The following is a 14,943-nucleotide window of genomic DNA, read 5'->3' as shown; positions in this document are numbered from 1 at the left end:
TTGTAGGGCTACCCCTTTACTCAGGGGAGTGGGCTGGCCATTTGGCCTCGCGCTGTCTCTTTAGGCGCAGTCCAGTTCAAGATTCGTAGTATCAATCAGCCCCGGCCAATCGCAGCTGGGAATGGAGCAAACCATGAGCCTTGGCCTTGTAGGTCGCAAGGTTGGCATGACCCGTATTTTCACGGACGACGGCGATTCGATTCCCGTCACCGTGCTCGAGGTCGGCGACAACCGCGTGACGCAAATCAAGACGGACGAGACCGACGGTTATACCGCGGTTCAAGTCACCTTCGGCACCCGACGCGCCAGCCGCGTCACCAAGCCGCTGGCGGGTCATCTCGCCAAAGCCGGCGTGGAAGCGGGCGAAGTCATCAAAGAATTCCGAGTGGATGCCGCTCGTGCCGCTGAGTTCCAGCCTGGCGCGAACATCAGCGTCGACCTGTTCGAAGTCGGTCAGAAGATCGACGTCCAGGGTGTGACGATTGGTAAGGGCTACGCCGGTACCATCAAGCGCTACAACTTCTCGTCGGGCCGCGCCTCGCACGGTAACTCGCGCTCGCACAACGTGCCGGGCTCGATCGGTATGGCGCAGGATCCGGGCCGCGTGTTCCCGGGTAAGCGCATGACCGGTCACATGGGTGACGTCACCCGTACCGTCCAGAATCTGGAAATCGCCAAGATCGACGCGGAGCGCAAGCTGCTGCTGGTCAAGGGTGCGATTCCGGGCGCCAAGGGCGGTCAAGTCATCGTCACGCCGGCCGTGAAGGCCCGCGCCAAGAAGGCATAAGGAGCAAACGCATGGAACTGAAGCTGCTCCAGGACAACGGTCAACTCGGCGCCGGCGTTGCTGCCTCGCCGGAAGTGTTCGGCCGTGACTACAACGAAGCCCTCGTTCACCAAGTCGTCGTCGCTTATCAGGCCAACGCTCGCAGCGGTAACCGTAAGCAGAAGGACCGTGAAGAGGTCAAGCACACGACCAAGAAGCCGTGGCGTCAAAAGGGTACGGGCCGCGCCCGTGCAGGTATGAGCTCCTCCCCGCTGTGGCGCGGGGGTGGTCGTATCTTCCCGAACAGCCCGGAAGAAAACTTCTCGCAGAAGGTCAACAAGAAGATGTACCGCGCCGGCATGCGCTCGATCTATTCGCAGCTCGCCCGTGAAGGTCGCATCAACGTCGTTGACAGCCTGTCCGTCGACGCGCCCAAAACCAAGCTGCTGGCCGACAAGTTCCGCGCCATGGGCCTGGATTCGGTGCTCGTGATTACCGATAACCTGGACGAAAACCTCTTCCTGGCATCGCGCAACCTGGCGCACGTGCTCGTGGTTGAGCCGCGTCACGCCGACCCGCTGTCGCTCGTGCACTACAAGAAGGTGCTCGTGACCAAGGCAGCCGTCGCGCAGATCGAGGAGTTGCTGAAATGACGCAAGTTGCCAAGAACGACCATCGCCTGATGCAGGTGCTGCTGGCGCCTGTGGTGTCTGAAAAGGCAACCCTGGTGGCCGAGAAGAACGAACAGGTCGTGTTCGAAGTGGCTCGCGACGCCAACAAGGGCGAAGTGAAGGCTGCTGTCGAGCTGCTGTTCAAGGTCGAAGTCGAGTCCGTCCAGATCCTGAACCAGAAGGGCAAGCAAAAGCGCTTCGGCCGCTTCATGGGTCGTCGTGACCACGTGAAGAAGGCCTATGTGTCGCTGAAGCCGGGCCAGGAAATCAATTTTGAAGCGGAGGCCAAGTAATCATGGCACTCGTCAAAACCAAGCCGACATCGCCGGGCCGCCGCTCGATGGTGAAGGTCGTTAACCCCGACCTTCACAAGGGCGCGCCGCACGCTCCGCTGCTGGAAAAGCAAATCCAGAAGTCGGGTCGTAACAACAACGGCCACATCACCACCCGTCATAAGGGCGGTGGTCACAAGCATCACTATCGCATCGTCGATTTCAAGCGTAACGACAAGGACGGTATCCCGGCCAAGATCGAACGCCTGGAATACGACCCGAACCGTAGCGCCAACATCGCGCTCGTGCTGTTCGCTGACGGCGAACGCCGCTACATCATCGCCCCGAAGGGCGCTGTGGTTGGCCAAGCCATCGCCAACGGCTCGGAAGCGCCGATCAAGGCCGGTAACAACCTGCCGATCCGCAACATCCCGGTCGGTACGACGATCCACTGCGTGGAAATCCTGCCGGGCAAGGGCGCTCAAGTTGCCCGTTCGGCCGGTACGTCCGCCGTGCTGCTGGCTCGCGAAGGCATCTACGCTCAAGTGCGTCTGCGCTCGGGTGAAGTGCGCCGCGTGCACATTGAGTGCCGCGCGACCATTGGTGAAGTCGGCAACGAAGAGCACAGCCTGCGCCAGATCGGCAAGGCCGGTGCAACCCGTTGGCGCGGCATTCGCCCGACCGTTCGCGGTGTGGTGATGAACCCGGTCGATCACCCGCATGGTGGTGGTGAAGGGAAGACTGCTGCTGGCCGTGATCCGGTGTCCCCGTGGGGTACGCCGACCAAGGGCTACCGCACCCGTCGTAACAAGCGCACTGACAGCATGATCGTTCAGCGCCGTCACAAGCGTTAATCGGTAGGTAGGAGCTTAGATATGACTCGTTCCGTAAAAAAGGGTCCTTTCATTGACGCCCACCTGCTGAAGAAGGTTGAGGCGGCAGTGCAAACGAAGGACAAGAAGCCCATCAAGACTTGGTCGCGTCGTTCGACCATTCTGCCGGACTTCATCGGCCTGACGATCGCCGTTCACAACGGCCGTCAGCACGTGCCCGTGTATGTCACGGAAAACATGGTTGGCCACAAGCTCGGCGAATTTGCGCTCACGCGTACGTTCAAGGGCCACGCTGCCGACAAGAAAGCGAAGCGATAAGGGGCAATCATGGAAGTTAAAGCGATTCATCGCGGCGCCCGTATCTCCGCACAGAAGACGCGCCTGGTCGCTGACCAGATTCGCGGCCTGTCGATCGAGCGCGCGCTCAACGTGCTGACGTTCAGCCCGAAGAAGGCGGCTGGCATCGTGAAGAAGGTGGTTGAGTCCGCCATCGCGAACGCCGAGCACAATGAAGGCGCCGATATCGACGAGCTGAAGGTCAAGTCGATCTACATCGACAAGGCCACGTCGCTCAAGCGCTTCACGGCGCGTGCGAAGGGCCGTGGCAACCGCATCGAGAAACAAACCTGTCACATCACTGTGACGCTGGGCAACTAAGGGGTCACGATGGGACAGAAGATTCATCCGACTGGCTTCCGTCTGGCTGTCAGCCGTAACTGGGCATCGCGTTGGTACGCGAGCAACACCCAGTTTGCCGGCATGCTCAAGGAAGACATCGAGGTTCGTGAGTTTCTGAAGAAGAAGCTGAAGAACGCGTCGGTGGGCCGCGTGGTCATCGAGCGTCCGGCCAAGAATGCTCGTATCACCATTTACAGCTCGCGTCCGGGCGTGGTGATCGGCAAGAAGGGCGAGGACATCGAACTGCTGAAGGCTGAACTGCAGCGCCGCATGGGCGTGCCCGTGCACGTGAACATCGAAGAAATCCGCAAGCCGGAAGTCGATGCACAGCTGATCGCCGATTCGATCACGCAGCAGCTCGAGCGCCGCATCATGTTCCGTCGCGCAATGAAGCGCGCGATGCAGAACGCGATGCGTCTGGGTGCCCAAGGCATCAAGATCATGAGCTCGGGCCGTCTGAACGGCATCGAAATTGCCCGTACCGAGTGGTACCGCGAAGGCCGTGTGCCCCTGCACACGCTGCGCGCAGATATCGACTACGGCTTCTCCGAAGCGGAAACCACCTACGGCATCATCGGTGTCAAGGTGTGGGTGTACAAGGGTGACCACCTCGGTCGCAACGACGCACCCGTCGTGGAAGAGCCGCAAGAAGAGCGCCGCAAGCGTCCGGGTCGCCCGGAAGGTCGTCGCCGTGAGGGCGAAGGTCGCCCGGCCGGTCAGCGCCGCGGTGCTGGTGCTGGTGCAGGTGCCCGTCGTGGCGCCGACGCCAAGACTGGAGAATAAACATGCTGCAACCTAAGCGCAGGAAGTACCGCAAGGAGCAGAAGGGCCGTAACACCGGTATCGCGACGCGCGGCAACGCAGTCTCGTTCGGCGAGTTCGGTCTGAAGGCGATGGGCCGCGGCCGTCTGACCGCGCGTCAGATTGAGTCGGCCCGTCGTGCGATGACCCGTCACATCAAGCGTGGCGGCCGCATTTGGATCCGGATTTTCCCGGACAAGCCGATCTCGAAGAAGCCTGCCGAAGTCCGTATGGGTAACGGTAAGGGCAACCCGGAATACTACGTGGCTGAAATTCAGCCGGGCAAGATGCTGTACGAAATGGACGGCGTTGGCGAAGAACTGGCACGCGAGGCATTCCGCCTGGCCGCTGCCAAGCTGCCGATCGCGACCAGCTTCGTGGTGCGTCAGGTCGGAACGTAAGGAGCACACACCATGAAAGCATCCGATCTGCGCGACAAAGATGTCGCCGGGCTGAACCAGGAGCTCTCCGAGCTGCTGAAGGCCCAATTTGGCCTGCGCATGCAAAAAGCGACGCAACAGCTGCAGAACACCAGCCAGCTGAAGAAGGTGCGTCGTGACATCGCGCGTGTCCGCACCGTGCTGGGCCAGAAGGGGAACCAGAAATGACTGAAGCCGCAACGTCCCTGAAGCGCACGCTCGTCGGTCGCGTTGTCAGCAACAAGATGGACAAGACCGTCACGGTCCTGATCGAAAACCGCGTCAAGCATCCGCTGTACGGCAAGTACGTGGTGCGCTCGAAGAAGTATCACGCGCACGACGAAGCCAATCAGTACAACGAAGGCGACAAGGTTGAAATCACGGAATCGCGTCCGCTCTCCCGCACCAAGTCGTGGGTAGTGTCGCGTCTGCTTGAGGCTGCACGCGTGATCTAAAACAACAGCGGAGTAGTTTGCTGTTGCAAGGCCGAGATTATGTGATATAGTCTCGGTCTTTCCCTTTCAGAGGGTGGCTGGCAAATCTGCTGGTAGCTCGGGTGAGGGAAAAAGCGAATGGGCCAGGCGGCAATCGCCGTCGGGCAGCTACCGACTTCAAGTTGATCAACCCAATCGCAGTTGGCGCAATGCCAGCAGCCGGCGGGACCAAGACTGATCGCCTCTGCGCATTGTGCGTTTGGCGAATTAAGTTGGGACGAGAACACCATGATTCAGACAGAAAGCCGGCTCGAAGTGGCCGATAACACGGGTGCGCGTGAAGTCATGTGCATCAAGGTGCTGGGCGGTTCGAAGCGCCGCTACGCCAGCGTCGGCGACATCATCAAGGTCAGCGTCAAGGATGCTGCCCCGCGTGGTCGCGTGAAGAAGGGCGATATCTACAATGCCGTGGTGGTACGTACCGCCAAGGGCGTGCGCCGTCCTGACGGCTCGCTCATCAAGTTCGACGGCAATGCCGCCGTGCTGCTGAACACCAAGCTTGAGCCGATCGGCACCCGTATCTTCGGGCCGGTCACTCGCGAACTCCGTACCGAGCGCTTCATGAAGATCGTGTCGCTCGCGCCGGAAGTGCTGTAAACGGAGGCCGCATGAACAAGATTCGCAAGGGCGATCGCGTCATCGTCCGTACCGGTAAAGACAAGGGCAAGCAAGGTACTGTGCTGGCCGTGCTCGCCGAGCATGTGACGGTTGAAGGCGTGAACGTTGCAAAGAAGCACGTGCGTCCGAACCCGATGCTGGGTACCACGGGTGGTGTGGTCGACAAGGTCATGCCCATCCATATTTCGAACGTTGCGCTCGTGGATGCCAATGGCAAGCCGTCGCGCGTCGGCATCAAGGTTGAAGGCGGCGTGAAGACGCGCGTGCTGAAGACCACCGGTGCTGCCGTCGGCGCTTGATTCTGGGCAATAGAGAGGAGTTGAGCATGACTGCACGTCTGCAAGAGTTTTACAAAGAGAAGGTTGTGCCCGAACTGATCAAGCAGTTCGGCTACAAGTCCGTGATGGAAGTGCCGCGTATCACCAAGATCACCCTGAACATGGGTCTTGGTGAAGCCATCAATGACAAGAAGGTCATCGAGCACGCCACGGGCGACCTGATCAAGATCGCTGGCCAGAAGCCCATCGTGACGAAAGCCCGCAAGGCTATCGCCGGCTTCAAGATTCGCCAGGGTTACCCGATCGGTACGATGGTCACGCTGCGTGGCCAACGTATGTACGAATTCCTGGATCGCTTCATCACCGTGTCGCTGCCCCGCGTGCGCGACTTCCGTGGTGTGTCGGGTAAGGCGTTCGATGGTCGCGGCAACTACAACATCGGTGTGAAAGAGCAGATCATTTTCCCCGAGATCGAGTACGACAAGATCGACGCACTCCGTGGTCTGAACATCAGCATCACGACGACTGCGAAGAACGACGAGGAAGCGAAGGCGCTCCTCAATGCGTTCAAGTTCCCGTTCCGTAATTAAGGGGTTACCGTGGCTAAATTGTCTCTGATCGAACGCGAGAAGAAGCGTGCCAAGCTCGTGGCCAAGTACGCTGAGAAGCGCGCCGCTCTCGAAGCCATCGTGGCCGACCAAAGCAAGTCGGAAGAAGAGCGCTACGAAGCGCGTCTGAAGTTGCAAGCGCTGCCGCGCAACGCAAATCCGACGCGTCAGCGCAACCGCTGCTCGATCACCGGTCGTCCCCGCGGTACGTTCCGTAAGTTCGGCCTGGCGCGTAACAAGCTCCGCGAGATCGCCTTCAAGGGCGAGATCCCGGGTCTGACGAAAGCCAGCTGGTAATCACGCACAGGCTACAGGAGAAACAGTATGAGCATGAGCGATCCGATCGCCGATATGCTGACGCGTATCCGCAACGCGCAAGCGGTGGAAAAAGCGTCGGTGGTCATGCCGTCGTCGAAGCTGAAGGTGGCAATCGCCAAAGTCCTGAAGGACGAAGGCTACATCGACGAATTCGCCGTGACCGAGCAGGGTGGTAAGTCCACGCTGACGATTGGTCTGAAGTACTACGCTGGCCGCCCGGTCATCGAGCGCCTGGAGCGCGTCTCGAAGCCTGGTCTGCGTGTGTACAAGGGCCGTAATGAAATTCCGCAAGTGATGAACGGCCTGGGTGTCGCCATCATCTCGACCCCGCAGGGTCTGATGACGGACCGCCGCGCCCGCGCAACCGGTGTCGGTGGCGAAGTCATTTGCTACGTCGCCTAAGGGAGGGGAACCATGTCTCGCGTAGGTAAGGCTCCCATCGCGCTGCCCAAGGGCGCTGAGGTCAATTTCGCAGGTGGTCTGCTGACCGTTAAGGGCCCGCTGGGTACCCTGACGCAGCCGATTCACTCGTTGGTCAAGGTCACCACCGACAACGGCACGATCACGTTCGCGCCGGCAGATGAGTCGCGTGAAGCCAATGCGTTGCAAGGTACGATGCGCGCCCTGACGGCCAACATGGTCAAGGGTGTGACGACGGGCTTCGAGCGCAAGCTGAACCTGGTCGGCGTGGGTTACCGTGCATCGGTTCAGGGCACCGCTCTGAAGCTGCAACTCGGTTTCTCGCACGACGTGATCCATGAGATGCCGGAAGGCGTGAAGGCGGAAACGCCGACGCAAACCGAAATCATCATCAAGGGTTCGGACAAGCAAAAAGTTGGTCAGGTCGCCGCTGAAGTGCGTGGTTATCGTCCGCCGGAGCCTTACAAGGGCAAGGGTGTGCGCTACGCCGATGAGCGTGTGATCCTGAAGGAAACCAAGAAGAAGTAAGGGTGCACATCATGAACAAAAATGACTCGCGTCTGCGCCGTGCACGTCAGACCCGCCTGAAAATTGCGGAACTGAACGTCGCCCGTCTGGCTGTGCACCGTACGAACCTGCACATTTATGCGCAGGTCTTCTCGGAAGATGGCACCAAAGTCCTGGCTTCGGCCTCGACGGCGGAAGCCGAAGTCCGCAAGGAACTGAACGGCAACGGTGGCAACACCGCTGCTGCCACCCTGGTGGGTAAGCGTATCGCTGAGAAGGCGAAGGCTGCCGGCATCGAAGCCGTGGCGTTCGATCGCTCGGGTTTCCGTTATCACGGTCGCGTAAAGGCTCTGGCCGACGCGGCACGCGAAGCTGGCCTGAAGTTCTAAGCCGGCATAGAGGATATCGTCATGGCAAAAATTCAACCTAAGGTCCAAGGGGACGAACGCGACGACGGTCTTCGCGAGAAGATGATCGCGGTCAACCGTGTGACCAAGGTGGTCAAGGGCGGCCGGATTCTCGGTTTCGCTGCTCTGACTGTGGTCGGCGACGGCGACGGCCGTATCGGCATGGGCAAGGGTAAGGCTAAGGAAGTCCCGGTGGCCGTGCAGAAGGCAATGGACGAAGCCCGTCGCAAGATGGTCAAGGTCCCGCTGAAGAACGGTACGCTGCAGCACGAAGTGGTTGGCAAGCATGGCGCCGCGAAGGTGCAGATGATGCCCGCGAAGGACGGTACCGGCGTGATCGCCGGCGGCCCGATGCGCGCTATCTTCGAAGTGATGGGCGTGACGAACATCGTGACCAAGTCGCACGGTTCGACCAATCCTTACAACATGGTGCGCGCAACGCTGGATGGCCTGCGCAAGATGAGCACCCCGGCCGAAGTTGCCGCCAAGCGTGGCAAGTCGGTCGAAGAGATCCTCGGCTAAGCCGAAGGGATAGGTGAACGATATGTCGCAGAAAACCGTGAAAGTCCAACTCGTGCGCAGCCTGATCGGTACGCGCGAAGACCACCGCGCCACGGTGCGCGGCCTGGGCCTGCGCCGCATGAACTCGGTGTCCGAATTGCAGGACACGCCCGCAGTGCGCGGCATGATCAACAAGGTGTCCTACCTGGTCAAGGTCATCGGCTAAGGCAAGACGGAGAAGAACATGCAACTGAATAACCTGAAGCCGGCAGCCGGCTCCAAGCACGCCAAGCGCCGCGTTGGTCGCGGTATTGGTTCGGGCCTGGGCAAGACGGCTGGTCGTGGTCACAAGGGTCAGAAGTCGCGTTCAGGTGGTTTCCATAAGGTCGGCTTCGAAGGCGGCCAGATGCCCCTGCATCGTCGTCTGCCCAAGCGTGGTTTCACCTCGCTGACCAAGGAATTCACCGCTGAAGTGCGTCTGGGCGACCTGGCGGGCCTGCCGATCGAAGAAATTGATCTGCTGTCCCTCAAGCAAGCCGGCCTCGTTGGCGAGATGGTCAAGAGCGCCAAGGTGATCCTGTCTGGCGAAATCGACAAGAAGGTCACTCTGAAGGGTATCGGCGCGACGGCTGGGGCGAAAGCTGCAATCGAAGCGGCTGGTGGCTCGCTGGCCTAATAGCCTGCTGTTTTACACTGACGGAGCATCCGTTTGGCCACGGCGAAACCTAATGTGATGGCCCAGGCCAAGAACACGGCCAAGTACGGCGATCTTCGCCGTCGGCTAGTGTTCCTGGTTCTGGCACTGCTGGTGTACCGGATCGGTGCGCACATTCCTGTGCCGGGTATCGATCCGGATCAACTGGCGCAGCTTTTCCAACGGCAGTCGGGTGGCATCCTCGGGATGTTCAACCTGTTCTCCGGCGGCGCGCTGTCGCGTTTCACGGTGTTTGCGCTGGGGATCATGCCGTACATCTCGGCGTCGATCATCATGCAACTGCTGACGATCGTGTTGCCGCAGCTGGAATCGTTGAAGAAGGAAGGCCAAGCCGGCCAGCGCAAGATTACGCAGTACACGCGCTACGGTACGGTCGTCCTGGCAACGTTCCAGGCGCTGGGGATTGCAGTGGCACTCGAAGCACAGCCGGGTCTGGTTTTGGATCCGGGTCTGATGTTCCGGGCCACCGCCGTGATTACGCTGGTGACGGGCACCATGTTCCTGATGTGGCTGGGTGAGCAGATCACCGAGCGCGGTCTGGGCAACGGGATCTCGATCATCATTTTCGGCGGGATTGCTGCGGGACTGCCCAACGCGATCGGCGGGTTGTTCGAGCTGGTGCGTACCGGATCGATGGGGATTTTCTCGGCGATCCTGGTGGTGGCGATTATCGGTGCGGTGACGTTCTTGGTTGTGTTCATTGAACGCGGTCAGCGCAAGATCCTCGTCAATTACGCAAAGCGGCAGGTTGGTAACAAGATTTATGGCGGGCAGTCGTCGCATTTGCCGCTGAAGTTGAACATGGCTGGGGTGATTCCGCCGATCTTTGCATCGTCGATCATTCTGTTCCCGGCCACGATCGCGGGCTGGTTTACAGCCGGTAACTCGACGAATCCGGTCGCACGGGTCGTCAAGGACCTGGCAGCGACGCTGTCGCCGGGTCAGCCGGTGTACATCCTGCTGTATGCAGCGGCGATCATCTTCTTCTGTTTCTTCTACACCGCGCTGGTCTATAACAGCCGGGAAGTGGCGGATAACCTGAAGAAAAGTGGGGCGTTCATTCCGGGCATCCGTCCCGGCGAGCAAACCACGCGGTATATCGACAAGATTCTGGTGCGGTTGACCCTGGCGGGTGCGATCTACATCACGCTGGTGTGTCTGTTGCCGGAGTTCTTGGTGCTGCGCTGGAATGTGCCGTTCTACTTCGGTGGGACATCCCTGTTGATCATCGTGGTTGTCACGATGGACTTCATGGCACAAGTGCAGTCCTACGTGATGTCTCAGCAGTACGAGTCTTTGATGAAGAAGGCGAATTTCAAGGGAAACCTGACGCTCCGCTAAGAGCGATCGCACGAACCTGAAGGGACATGGCTAAAGATGACGTGATCCAGATGCAGGGCGAGGTGCTGGAAAACCTCCCCAACGCAACGTTTCGCGTCAAGCTAGAGAACGGCCACGTAGTGTTAGGCCATATTTCCGGCAAGATGCGCATGCATTACATCCGCATCTTGCCCGGGGACAAGGTGACGGTCGAATTGACCCCGTATGATCTGTCCCGCGCGCGCATCGTATTCCGGGCGAAGTGAGCGGACTGGAATTGAAGGAAGAGGAAAATCATGAAAGTGCTGGCTTCTGTTAAGCGCATTTGCCGCAACTGCAAAATCATCAAGCGCAAGGGCGTGGTGCGTGTGATCTGCTCGTCGGACCCGCGTCATAAGCAGCGCCAAGGCTAATTTCGCAAAGAGGATTGACGAATGGCACGTATCGCAGGGGTCAACATCCCCAACCACAAACATACCGTGATTGGCCTGACGGCGATCTACGGTATCGGCCGCTCGCGCGCTCAGAAGATTTGCGAGGCTACTGGCATCCCGACCGACAAGAAGGTGAAGGACCTAACGGATCCGGACCAGGACGCGCTGCGCAAGGAAATCGAGAAGTTCCTCGTTGAAGGCGATCTGCGCCGTGAAACGACGATGAACATCAAGCGCCTGATGGATCTGGGCTGCTACCGTGGCGTGCGCCATCGCAAGGGCCTGCCGATGCGTGGTCAGCGTACTCGCACCAATGCCCGTACCCGTAAGGGTCCGCGCAAGGCCGGCGTCGCGCTCAAGAAGTAATCCGTCGGGTAAAGGATAGGAACTATGGCAAAAGCAGCGAATACCGCCGCCCAGCGCGCGCGCAAGAAGGTTCGCAAGAACGTCGCCGACGGCATCGCGCACGTTCACGCGTCGTTCAACAACACGATCATCACGATCACCGACCGCCAGGGCAACGCTCTGTCGTGGGCGACTTCGGGTGGCCAAGGCTTCAAGGGCTCGCGTAAGTCGACGCCGTTCGCCGCCCAGGTCGCAGCTGAAAGTGCTGGCCGCGTGGCGCAGGACCAAGGCATCAAGAACCTGGAAGTGCGCATCAAGGGCCCGGGCCCCGGTCGTGAATCGGCAGTGCGTGCACTGAACAACCTGGGTATCAAGATCCAGTTGATCGAAGACGTGACGCCGGTGCCGCATAACGGCTGCCGTCCGCCGAAGCGCCGTCGTATCTAAGCGATTCGACCGACCGCGCCCGCTGCTGGCGAGGTCGGTCTGCGGGTGCTATACTTGCCCGCTTGCCTGTCTTCCGGGTTCCCGGAAGGCGGGTTTCGTCTTTTCATAAGCCCACTGTTCGCTGCCGTCCCGTTGTTTAGGGCTGAGCAGGCGGACCATCCGAAGCCGTGCGCCTCGGATGACTGATAACGAAGGAACATAACGTGGCACGCTATACCGGTCCCAAGGCGAAACTGTCTCGCCGCGAAGGTACTGACCTTTTCCTGAAGAGCGCACGTCGCTCCCTCGCCGACAAGTGCAAGCTGGACAGCAAGCCTGGTCAGCACGGCCGCACCTCCGGTGCCCGCACCTCAGACTACGGCAACCAACTGCGTGAAAAGCAGAAGGTCAAGCGCATCTACGGCGTGCTTGAGCGTCAGTTCCGCCGCTACTTCGCTGAAGCCGATCGTCGCAAGGGCAACACGGGTGAGACCCTGTTGCAACTGCTGGAATCGCGCTTGGACAACGTCGTGTACCGCATGGGCTTCGGCTCGACCCGCGCAGAGGCGCGGCAGCTGGTGTCGCACAAGGCGATTCTGGTGAACGGTCAAGCACTGAACGTGCCGTCGGCCCAGATCAAGACGGGCGACGTGATTGCCATCCGTGAAAAGTCGAAGAAGCAAGTGCGTATTGCCGAATCGCTGACGCTGGCAGAGCAAACCGGCTTCCCGACGTGGGTTGCCGTGGATGCCAAGAAGATGGAAGGCACCTTCAAGCAAGTTCCGGATCGCGCAGATATCGCCGGCGACATCAACGAAAGCCTGATCGTCGAATTGTATTCGCGTTAATGACGAGGCCCGTGCCGCAAGGTGCGGGCTCGTGCGCCTTTTGGGGACGCTCATCGTCTACATTGTGTTCGAGCGCTGGGTATCACTGGTGCGCAGATCCAATCCGAATCGTTACGTGCCGCAACGCGATTGCGGTACGCGCGTCTTCCGTCACGTATTCCGTGGCGGATTCTTTTAGTCCCCGTCAGCCTTATCGGTGTAACGAGCCGAGGGTATTGAAATAGGACAACCTAATGCAAACAGCACTCCTGAAGCCCAAAATTATTGCGGTTGAGCCGCTTGGCGATCATCACGCGAAGGTCGTCATGGAACCGTTCGAGCGCGGCTACGGCCACACGCTCGGTAACGCGCTGCGCCGCGTGCTGCTGTCGTCAATGGTCGGCTATGCACCGACCGAAGTGACGATCGCTGGGGTCGTCCACGAGTACTCCACCATCGATGGCGTTCAGGAAGACGTCGTCAACCTGTTGCTGAACCTGAAGGGCGTGGTGTTCAAGCTGCACAACCGTGATGAAGTCACGGTGTCGCTGCGCAAGGAAGGCGAAGGCGTGGTGACTGCGGCCGATATCGAGCTGCCGCACGATGTCGAAATCATCAACCCGGGTCACGTCATTGCGAACCTGTCGGCTGGCGGCAAGCTCGATCTGCAGCTGAAGGTCGAGCAAGGCCGCGGCTATGTGCCGGGCAACGTGCGCAAGTTCGGCGATGAGTCGAGCAAGGTCATCGGCCGCATTGTGCTGGACGCATCGTTCGCGCCGGTGCGCCGTGTGTCTTATGCCGTTGAGTCCGCTCGCGTTGAGCAGCGTACCGACCTCGACAAGCTGGTGATGAACATCGAAACCAATGGCGTGATTTCGCCGGAAGAGGCGATCCGCCAGTCGGCTCGCATTCTGGTGGATCAGTTGTCGGTGTTTGCCGCGTTGGAAGGCACTGAAAGCGCCGCCGAGGCCGCCGCCGCCCGAGCACCGCAGATCGATCCGATCCTGCTGCGCCCGGTCGACGACCTGGAGCTGACGGTGCGTTCGGCCAACTGCCTGAAGGCGGAAAACATCTACTACATCGGCGATCTGATCCAGCGTACCGAGAACGAACTGCTCAAGACCCCGAACCTGGGTCGCAAGTCGCTCAACGAGATCAAGGAAGTCCTCGCTTCGCGCGGCCTGACGCTCGGCATGAAGCTCGAGAACTGGCCGCCCGCAGGTCTGGAGAAGTAAGTTGCAGTGCTCGGCCGGTGCGTTCGCATCGGCCGGTTTTCCCGCCGTTGCTGTCTGAACGGCCTATTGTTAAGGCTACCGGCCCGCGCCTCGCGAGAGGTGATAGAAGAGCTGGTCAAACACTCTTAAGAAGGAATCATCATGCGTCACCGTCATGGTTTGCGGAAACTGAACCGCACCTCGTCGCACCGTCTCGCGATGCTGCGCAACATGTCCAACTCGCTGCTGCAGCACGAGCTGATCAAGACCACCCTGCCGAAGGCCAAGGAGCTGCGCAAGGTTGTCGAGCCGCTGATCACGCTGGCCAAGAAGGACACCGTCGCCAACCGCCGTCTGGCATTCGCCCGTCTGCGCGACCGCGACATGGTTACCAAGCTGTTCAACGAACTGGGCCCGCGTTTCGCGACTCGTCCGGGCGGCTATACCCGTATCCTGAAGTTCGGTTTCCGCCAGGGCGACAATGCGCCGATGGCACTGGTCGAGCTGCTCGACCGTCCGGAAGTTGCCGAAGCTGTGGAAGTCGACGGCGCTGCTGAGTAAGCATCGCGAATGTTTGCCAGTGCGACAAGGCGTCGCGCTGGGCAAGCTGCAGGATGCGTGCTTCTGCGCGCATTACAATGAAGCCAGGATTCTGATCCTGGCTTTTTTGTTGCCTAATTTCGGCGTCCACCTATCGGAAACATCCGTGGAGTGTCTATGTCTGCCGGAACCGAAGTGCTGCTGGTGCTGACCAACCTACCCGATGCCGCGAGCGCGGATCGCGTTACCAAGGTTGTGCTGGAATCTCGTGCGGCAGCTTGCGTCAACCGCTTGCCGGCTTGCGCGTCGGCCTATTGGTGGAATGGTGCGATCGAGCAGGCCGTCGAGATTCCGCTGCTGATCAAGACCACGCGGACCGCCTACCCTGCGTTGGAAACCGCGCTGCGCGAGGTCCATCCGTATGAGGTCCCTGAGATCATCGCTGTGCCGCTCGCTGCCGGCTTGCCGGCGTATCTTGGGTGGGTCGCCAACGAAACGCGCCAGCATCCCGATTGATGTTCGTTTGCCGTT

General features: G+C 60.0%; 29 protein-coding genes. All 29 read left to right on the top strand.

All coding sequences use genetic code 11. The features are described 5' to 3' along the window. Positions 1–133: 133 nt before the first annotated feature. Complete coding sequence (gene rplC, locus N5B55_RS14320; protein ID WP_004634474.1) at positions 134–787, top strand: 50S ribosomal protein L3; 654 nt, start codon at positions 134–136, stop codon at positions 785–787. Between the two features lie 11 nt (positions 788–798). Then, on the top strand, positions 799–1,419 hold the full coding sequence (gene rplD / locus N5B55_RS14315) for a 50S ribosomal protein L4 (protein ID WP_004634475.1): 621 nt from the start codon (positions 799–801) through the stop codon (positions 1,417–1,419). Further along, complete coding sequence (gene rplW, locus N5B55_RS14310; protein ID WP_004634476.1) at positions 1,416–1,730, top strand: 50S ribosomal protein L23; 315 nt, start codon at positions 1,416–1,418, stop codon at positions 1,728–1,730. The genes rplD and rplW overlap by 4 nt, the downstream gene beginning before the upstream one ends. Before the next feature lie 2 nt (positions 1,731–1,732). Then, positions 1,733–2,563: a 50S ribosomal protein L2 gene (gene rplB / locus N5B55_RS14305; RefSeq protein ID WP_009241891.1), complete on the top strand. Its 831-nt coding sequence runs from the start codon at positions 1,733–1,735 to the stop codon at positions 2,561–2,563. A gap of 21 nt (positions 2,564–2,584) precedes the next feature. Next, positions 2,585–2,860 carry a 30S ribosomal protein S19 gene (gene rpsS, locus N5B55_RS14300; protein ID WP_004634478.1) on the top strand — a complete coding sequence of 92 codons (276 nt, stop codon included), beginning with the start codon at positions 2,585–2,587 and terminating at the stop codon, positions 2,858–2,860. A gap of 9 nt (positions 2,861–2,869) precedes the next feature. After that, a complete protein-coding gene (gene rplV / locus N5B55_RS14295; RefSeq protein ID WP_004634479.1) occupies positions 2,870–3,199 on the top strand; it encodes a 50S ribosomal protein L22 in 330 nt (109 codons plus the stop codon). Between the two features lie 9 nt (positions 3,200–3,208). After that, the gene (gene rpsC, locus N5B55_RS14290; RefSeq protein WP_012763158.1) at positions 3,209–4,003 is read left to right on the top strand and encodes a 30S ribosomal protein S3; all 795 of its coding nucleotides are present in this window, start codon (positions 3,209–3,211) and stop codon (positions 4,001–4,003) included. Between the two features lie 2 nt (positions 4,004–4,005). Further along, positions 4,006–4,422: a 50S ribosomal protein L16 gene (rplP, locus tag N5B55_RS14285; RefSeq protein ID WP_003264123.1), complete on the top strand. Its 417-nt coding sequence runs from the start codon at positions 4,006–4,008 to the stop codon at positions 4,420–4,422. A 12-nt stretch (positions 4,423–4,434) separates the two neighbouring features. Beyond that, positions 4,435–4,629: a 50S ribosomal protein L29 gene (gene rpmC, locus N5B55_RS14280; RefSeq protein ID WP_304538490.1), complete on the top strand. Its 195-nt coding sequence runs from the start codon at positions 4,435–4,437 to the stop codon at positions 4,627–4,629. Then, positions 4,626–4,895, top strand: a complete 270-nt coding sequence (gene rpsQ, locus N5B55_RS14275) for a 30S ribosomal protein S17 (RefSeq protein WP_004634482.1) — start codon at positions 4,626–4,628, stop codon at positions 4,893–4,895. The genes rpmC and rpsQ overlap by 4 nt, the downstream gene beginning before the upstream one ends. Before the next feature lie 267 nt (positions 4,896–5,162). Further along, complete coding sequence (rplN, locus tag N5B55_RS14270) at positions 5,163–5,531, top strand: 50S ribosomal protein L14 (protein WP_003264129.1); 369 nt, start codon at positions 5,163–5,165, stop codon at positions 5,529–5,531. 11 nt (positions 5,532–5,542) lie between these two features. After that, positions 5,543–5,851: a 50S ribosomal protein L24 gene (gene rplX / locus N5B55_RS14265; protein ID WP_009241893.1), complete on the top strand. Its 309-nt coding sequence runs from the start codon at positions 5,543–5,545 to the stop codon at positions 5,849–5,851. Between the two features lie 26 nt (positions 5,852–5,877). Beyond that, positions 5,878–6,420 (top strand): 50S ribosomal protein L5, encoded by a 543-nt coding sequence (gene rplE / locus N5B55_RS14260; RefSeq protein WP_009241894.1) that lies wholly within the window; start codon positions 5,878–5,880, stop codon positions 6,418–6,420. A gap of 9 nt (positions 6,421–6,429) precedes the next feature. Next, the gene (rpsN, locus tag N5B55_RS14255) at positions 6,430–6,735 is read left to right on the top strand and encodes a 30S ribosomal protein S14 (protein ID WP_004634486.1); all 306 of its coding nucleotides are present in this window, start codon (positions 6,430–6,432) and stop codon (positions 6,733–6,735) included. A gap of 27 nt (positions 6,736–6,762) precedes the next feature. After that, complete coding sequence (gene rpsH, locus N5B55_RS14250) at positions 6,763–7,158, top strand: 30S ribosomal protein S8 (RefSeq protein ID WP_004634489.1); 396 nt, start codon at positions 6,763–6,765, stop codon at positions 7,156–7,158. A 12-nt stretch (positions 7,159–7,170) separates the two neighbouring features. Then, positions 7,171–7,704 (top strand): 50S ribosomal protein L6, encoded by a 534-nt coding sequence (gene rplF, locus N5B55_RS14245; protein ID WP_012763152.1) that lies wholly within the window; start codon positions 7,171–7,173, stop codon positions 7,702–7,704. Between the two features lie 11 nt (positions 7,705–7,715). Beyond that, positions 7,716–8,072 (top strand): 50S ribosomal protein L18, encoded by a 357-nt coding sequence (gene rplR / locus N5B55_RS14240; protein WP_009241896.1) that lies wholly within the window; start codon positions 7,716–7,718, stop codon positions 8,070–8,072. A 21-nt stretch (positions 8,073–8,093) separates the two neighbouring features. After that, positions 8,094–8,612: a 30S ribosomal protein S5 gene (gene rpsE, locus N5B55_RS14235; RefSeq protein ID WP_004634493.1), complete on the top strand. Its 519-nt coding sequence runs from the start codon at positions 8,094–8,096 to the stop codon at positions 8,610–8,612. A gap of 22 nt (positions 8,613–8,634) precedes the next feature. Beyond that, a complete protein-coding gene (gene rpmD, locus N5B55_RS14230; RefSeq protein WP_003264137.1) occupies positions 8,635–8,817 on the top strand; it encodes a 50S ribosomal protein L30 in 183 nt (60 codons plus the stop codon). A gap of 18 nt (positions 8,818–8,835) precedes the next feature. Beyond that, the gene (gene rplO / locus N5B55_RS14225) at positions 8,836–9,267 is read left to right on the top strand and encodes a 50S ribosomal protein L15 (RefSeq protein WP_024977880.1); all 432 of its coding nucleotides are present in this window, start codon (positions 8,836–8,838) and stop codon (positions 9,265–9,267) included. Between the two features lie 57 nt (positions 9,268–9,324). After that, entirely contained in the window at positions 9,325–10,647 is a 1,323-nt protein-coding gene (gene secY / locus N5B55_RS14220) for a preprotein translocase subunit SecY (protein ID WP_037027069.1), read from the top strand. Between the two features lie 26 nt (positions 10,648–10,673). Further along, positions 10,674–10,892 (top strand): translation initiation factor IF-1, encoded by a 219-nt coding sequence (infA, locus tag N5B55_RS14215; protein WP_003264140.1) that lies wholly within the window; start codon positions 10,674–10,676, stop codon positions 10,890–10,892. 30 nt (positions 10,893–10,922) lie between these two features. Next, positions 10,923–11,039 (top strand): 50S ribosomal protein L36, encoded by a 117-nt coding sequence (rpmJ, locus tag N5B55_RS14210; RefSeq protein WP_003264141.1) that lies wholly within the window; start codon positions 10,923–10,925, stop codon positions 11,037–11,039. Positions 11,040–11,060: 21 nt separating this feature from the next. Continuing rightward, entirely contained in the window at positions 11,061–11,426 is a 366-nt protein-coding gene (rpsM, locus tag N5B55_RS14205; protein ID WP_004634501.1) for a 30S ribosomal protein S13, read from the top strand. 24 nt (positions 11,427–11,450) lie between these two features. Next, the gene (gene rpsK / locus N5B55_RS14200) at positions 11,451–11,852 is read left to right on the top strand and encodes a 30S ribosomal protein S11 (protein WP_003264143.1); all 402 of its coding nucleotides are present in this window, start codon (positions 11,451–11,453) and stop codon (positions 11,850–11,852) included. Positions 11,853–12,055: 203 nt separating this feature from the next. Continuing rightward, complete coding sequence (gene rpsD / locus N5B55_RS14195; RefSeq protein WP_012763151.1) at positions 12,056–12,679, top strand: 30S ribosomal protein S4; 624 nt, start codon at positions 12,056–12,058, stop codon at positions 12,677–12,679. A 233-nt stretch (positions 12,680–12,912) separates the two neighbouring features. Next, positions 12,913–13,893: a DNA-directed RNA polymerase subunit alpha gene (locus N5B55_RS14190; RefSeq protein WP_004634508.1), complete on the top strand. Its 981-nt coding sequence runs from the start codon at positions 12,913–12,915 to the stop codon at positions 13,891–13,893. Between the two features lie 141 nt (positions 13,894–14,034). Beyond that, positions 14,035–14,433: a 50S ribosomal protein L17 gene (rplQ, locus tag N5B55_RS14185; RefSeq protein ID WP_024977878.1), complete on the top strand. Its 399-nt coding sequence runs from the start codon at positions 14,035–14,037 to the stop codon at positions 14,431–14,433. Positions 14,434–14,589: 156 nt separating this feature from the next. Further along, on the top strand, positions 14,590–14,928 hold the full coding sequence (gene cutA / locus N5B55_RS14180; RefSeq protein ID WP_154208700.1) for a divalent-cation tolerance protein CutA: 339 nt from the start codon (positions 14,590–14,592) through the stop codon (positions 14,926–14,928). Positions 14,929–14,943 lie beyond the last annotated feature (15 nt).

This window comes from Ralstonia pickettii (assembly GCF_030582395.1).
GTDB lineage: Bacteria > Pseudomonadota > Gammaproteobacteria > Burkholderiales > Burkholderiaceae > Ralstonia > Ralstonia pickettii_D.
Note: the sequence above shows the minus strand (reverse complement) of the source record. Positions and strands in the feature narration are given on the sequence as shown.

What these genes read in the sequence shown, in the direction of transcription:
- rplC (WP_004634474.1), top strand. Translation starts at nt 134, where the DNA reads ATGAGCCTTGGCCTTGTAGGTCGCAAGGTTGGCATGACCCGTATTTTC.
- rplD (WP_004634475.1), top strand. Translation starts at nt 799, where the DNA reads ATGGAACTGAAGCTGCTCCAGGACAACGGTCAACTCGGCGCCGGCGTT.
- rplW (WP_004634476.1), top strand. Translation starts at nt 1,416, where the DNA reads ATGACGCAAGTTGCCAAGAACGACCATCGCCTGATGCAGGTGCTGCTG.
- rplB (WP_009241891.1), top strand. Translation starts at nt 1,733, where the DNA reads ATGGCACTCGTCAAAACCAAGCCGACATCGCCGGGCCGCCGCTCGATG.
- rpsS (WP_004634478.1), top strand. Translation starts at nt 2,585, where the DNA reads ATGACTCGTTCCGTAAAAAAGGGTCCTTTCATTGACGCCCACCTGCTG.
- rplV (WP_004634479.1), top strand. Translation starts at nt 2,870, where the DNA reads ATGGAAGTTAAAGCGATTCATCGCGGCGCCCGTATCTCCGCACAGAAG.
- rpsC (WP_012763158.1), top strand. Translation starts at nt 3,209, where the DNA reads ATGGGACAGAAGATTCATCCGACTGGCTTCCGTCTGGCTGTCAGCCGT.
- rplP (WP_003264123.1), top strand. Translation starts at nt 4,006, where the DNA reads ATGCTGCAACCTAAGCGCAGGAAGTACCGCAAGGAGCAGAAGGGCCGT.
- rpmC (WP_304538490.1), top strand. Translation starts at nt 4,435, where the DNA reads ATGAAAGCATCCGATCTGCGCGACAAAGATGTCGCCGGGCTGAACCAG.
- rpsQ (WP_004634482.1), top strand. Translation starts at nt 4,626, where the DNA reads ATGACTGAAGCCGCAACGTCCCTGAAGCGCACGCTCGTCGGTCGCGTT.
- rplN (WP_003264129.1), top strand. Translation starts at nt 5,163, where the DNA reads ATGATTCAGACAGAAAGCCGGCTCGAAGTGGCCGATAACACGGGTGCG.
- rplX (WP_009241893.1), top strand. Translation starts at nt 5,543, where the DNA reads ATGAACAAGATTCGCAAGGGCGATCGCGTCATCGTCCGTACCGGTAAA.
- rplE (WP_009241894.1), top strand. Translation starts at nt 5,878, where the DNA reads ATGACTGCACGTCTGCAAGAGTTTTACAAAGAGAAGGTTGTGCCCGAA.
- rpsH (WP_004634489.1), top strand. Translation starts at nt 6,763, where the DNA reads ATGAGCATGAGCGATCCGATCGCCGATATGCTGACGCGTATCCGCAAC.
- rplF (WP_012763152.1), top strand. Translation starts at nt 7,171, where the DNA reads ATGTCTCGCGTAGGTAAGGCTCCCATCGCGCTGCCCAAGGGCGCTGAG.
- rplR (WP_009241896.1), top strand. Translation starts at nt 7,716, where the DNA reads ATGAACAAAAATGACTCGCGTCTGCGCCGTGCACGTCAGACCCGCCTG.
- rpsE (WP_004634493.1), top strand. Translation starts at nt 8,094, where the DNA reads ATGGCAAAAATTCAACCTAAGGTCCAAGGGGACGAACGCGACGACGGT.
- rpmD (WP_003264137.1), top strand. Translation starts at nt 8,635, where the DNA reads ATGTCGCAGAAAACCGTGAAAGTCCAACTCGTGCGCAGCCTGATCGGT.
- rplO (WP_024977880.1), top strand. Translation starts at nt 8,836, where the DNA reads ATGCAACTGAATAACCTGAAGCCGGCAGCCGGCTCCAAGCACGCCAAG.
- secY (WP_037027069.1), top strand. Translation starts at nt 9,325, where the DNA reads ATGGCCCAGGCCAAGAACACGGCCAAGTACGGCGATCTTCGCCGTCGG.
- infA (WP_003264140.1), top strand. Translation starts at nt 10,674, where the DNA reads ATGGCTAAAGATGACGTGATCCAGATGCAGGGCGAGGTGCTGGAAAAC.
- rpmJ (WP_003264141.1), top strand. Translation starts at nt 10,923, where the DNA reads ATGAAAGTGCTGGCTTCTGTTAAGCGCATTTGCCGCAACTGCAAAATC.
- rpsM (WP_004634501.1), top strand. Translation starts at nt 11,061, where the DNA reads ATGGCACGTATCGCAGGGGTCAACATCCCCAACCACAAACATACCGTG.
- rpsK (WP_003264143.1), top strand. Translation starts at nt 11,451, where the DNA reads ATGGCAAAAGCAGCGAATACCGCCGCCCAGCGCGCGCGCAAGAAGGTT.
- N5B55_RS14190 (WP_004634508.1), top strand. Translation starts at nt 12,913, where the DNA reads ATGCAAACAGCACTCCTGAAGCCCAAAATTATTGCGGTTGAGCCGCTT.
- rplQ (WP_024977878.1), top strand. Translation starts at nt 14,035, where the DNA reads ATGCGTCACCGTCATGGTTTGCGGAAACTGAACCGCACCTCGTCGCAC.
- cutA (WP_154208700.1), top strand. Translation starts at nt 14,590, where the DNA reads ATGTCTGCCGGAACCGAAGTGCTGCTGGTGCTGACCAACCTACCCGAT.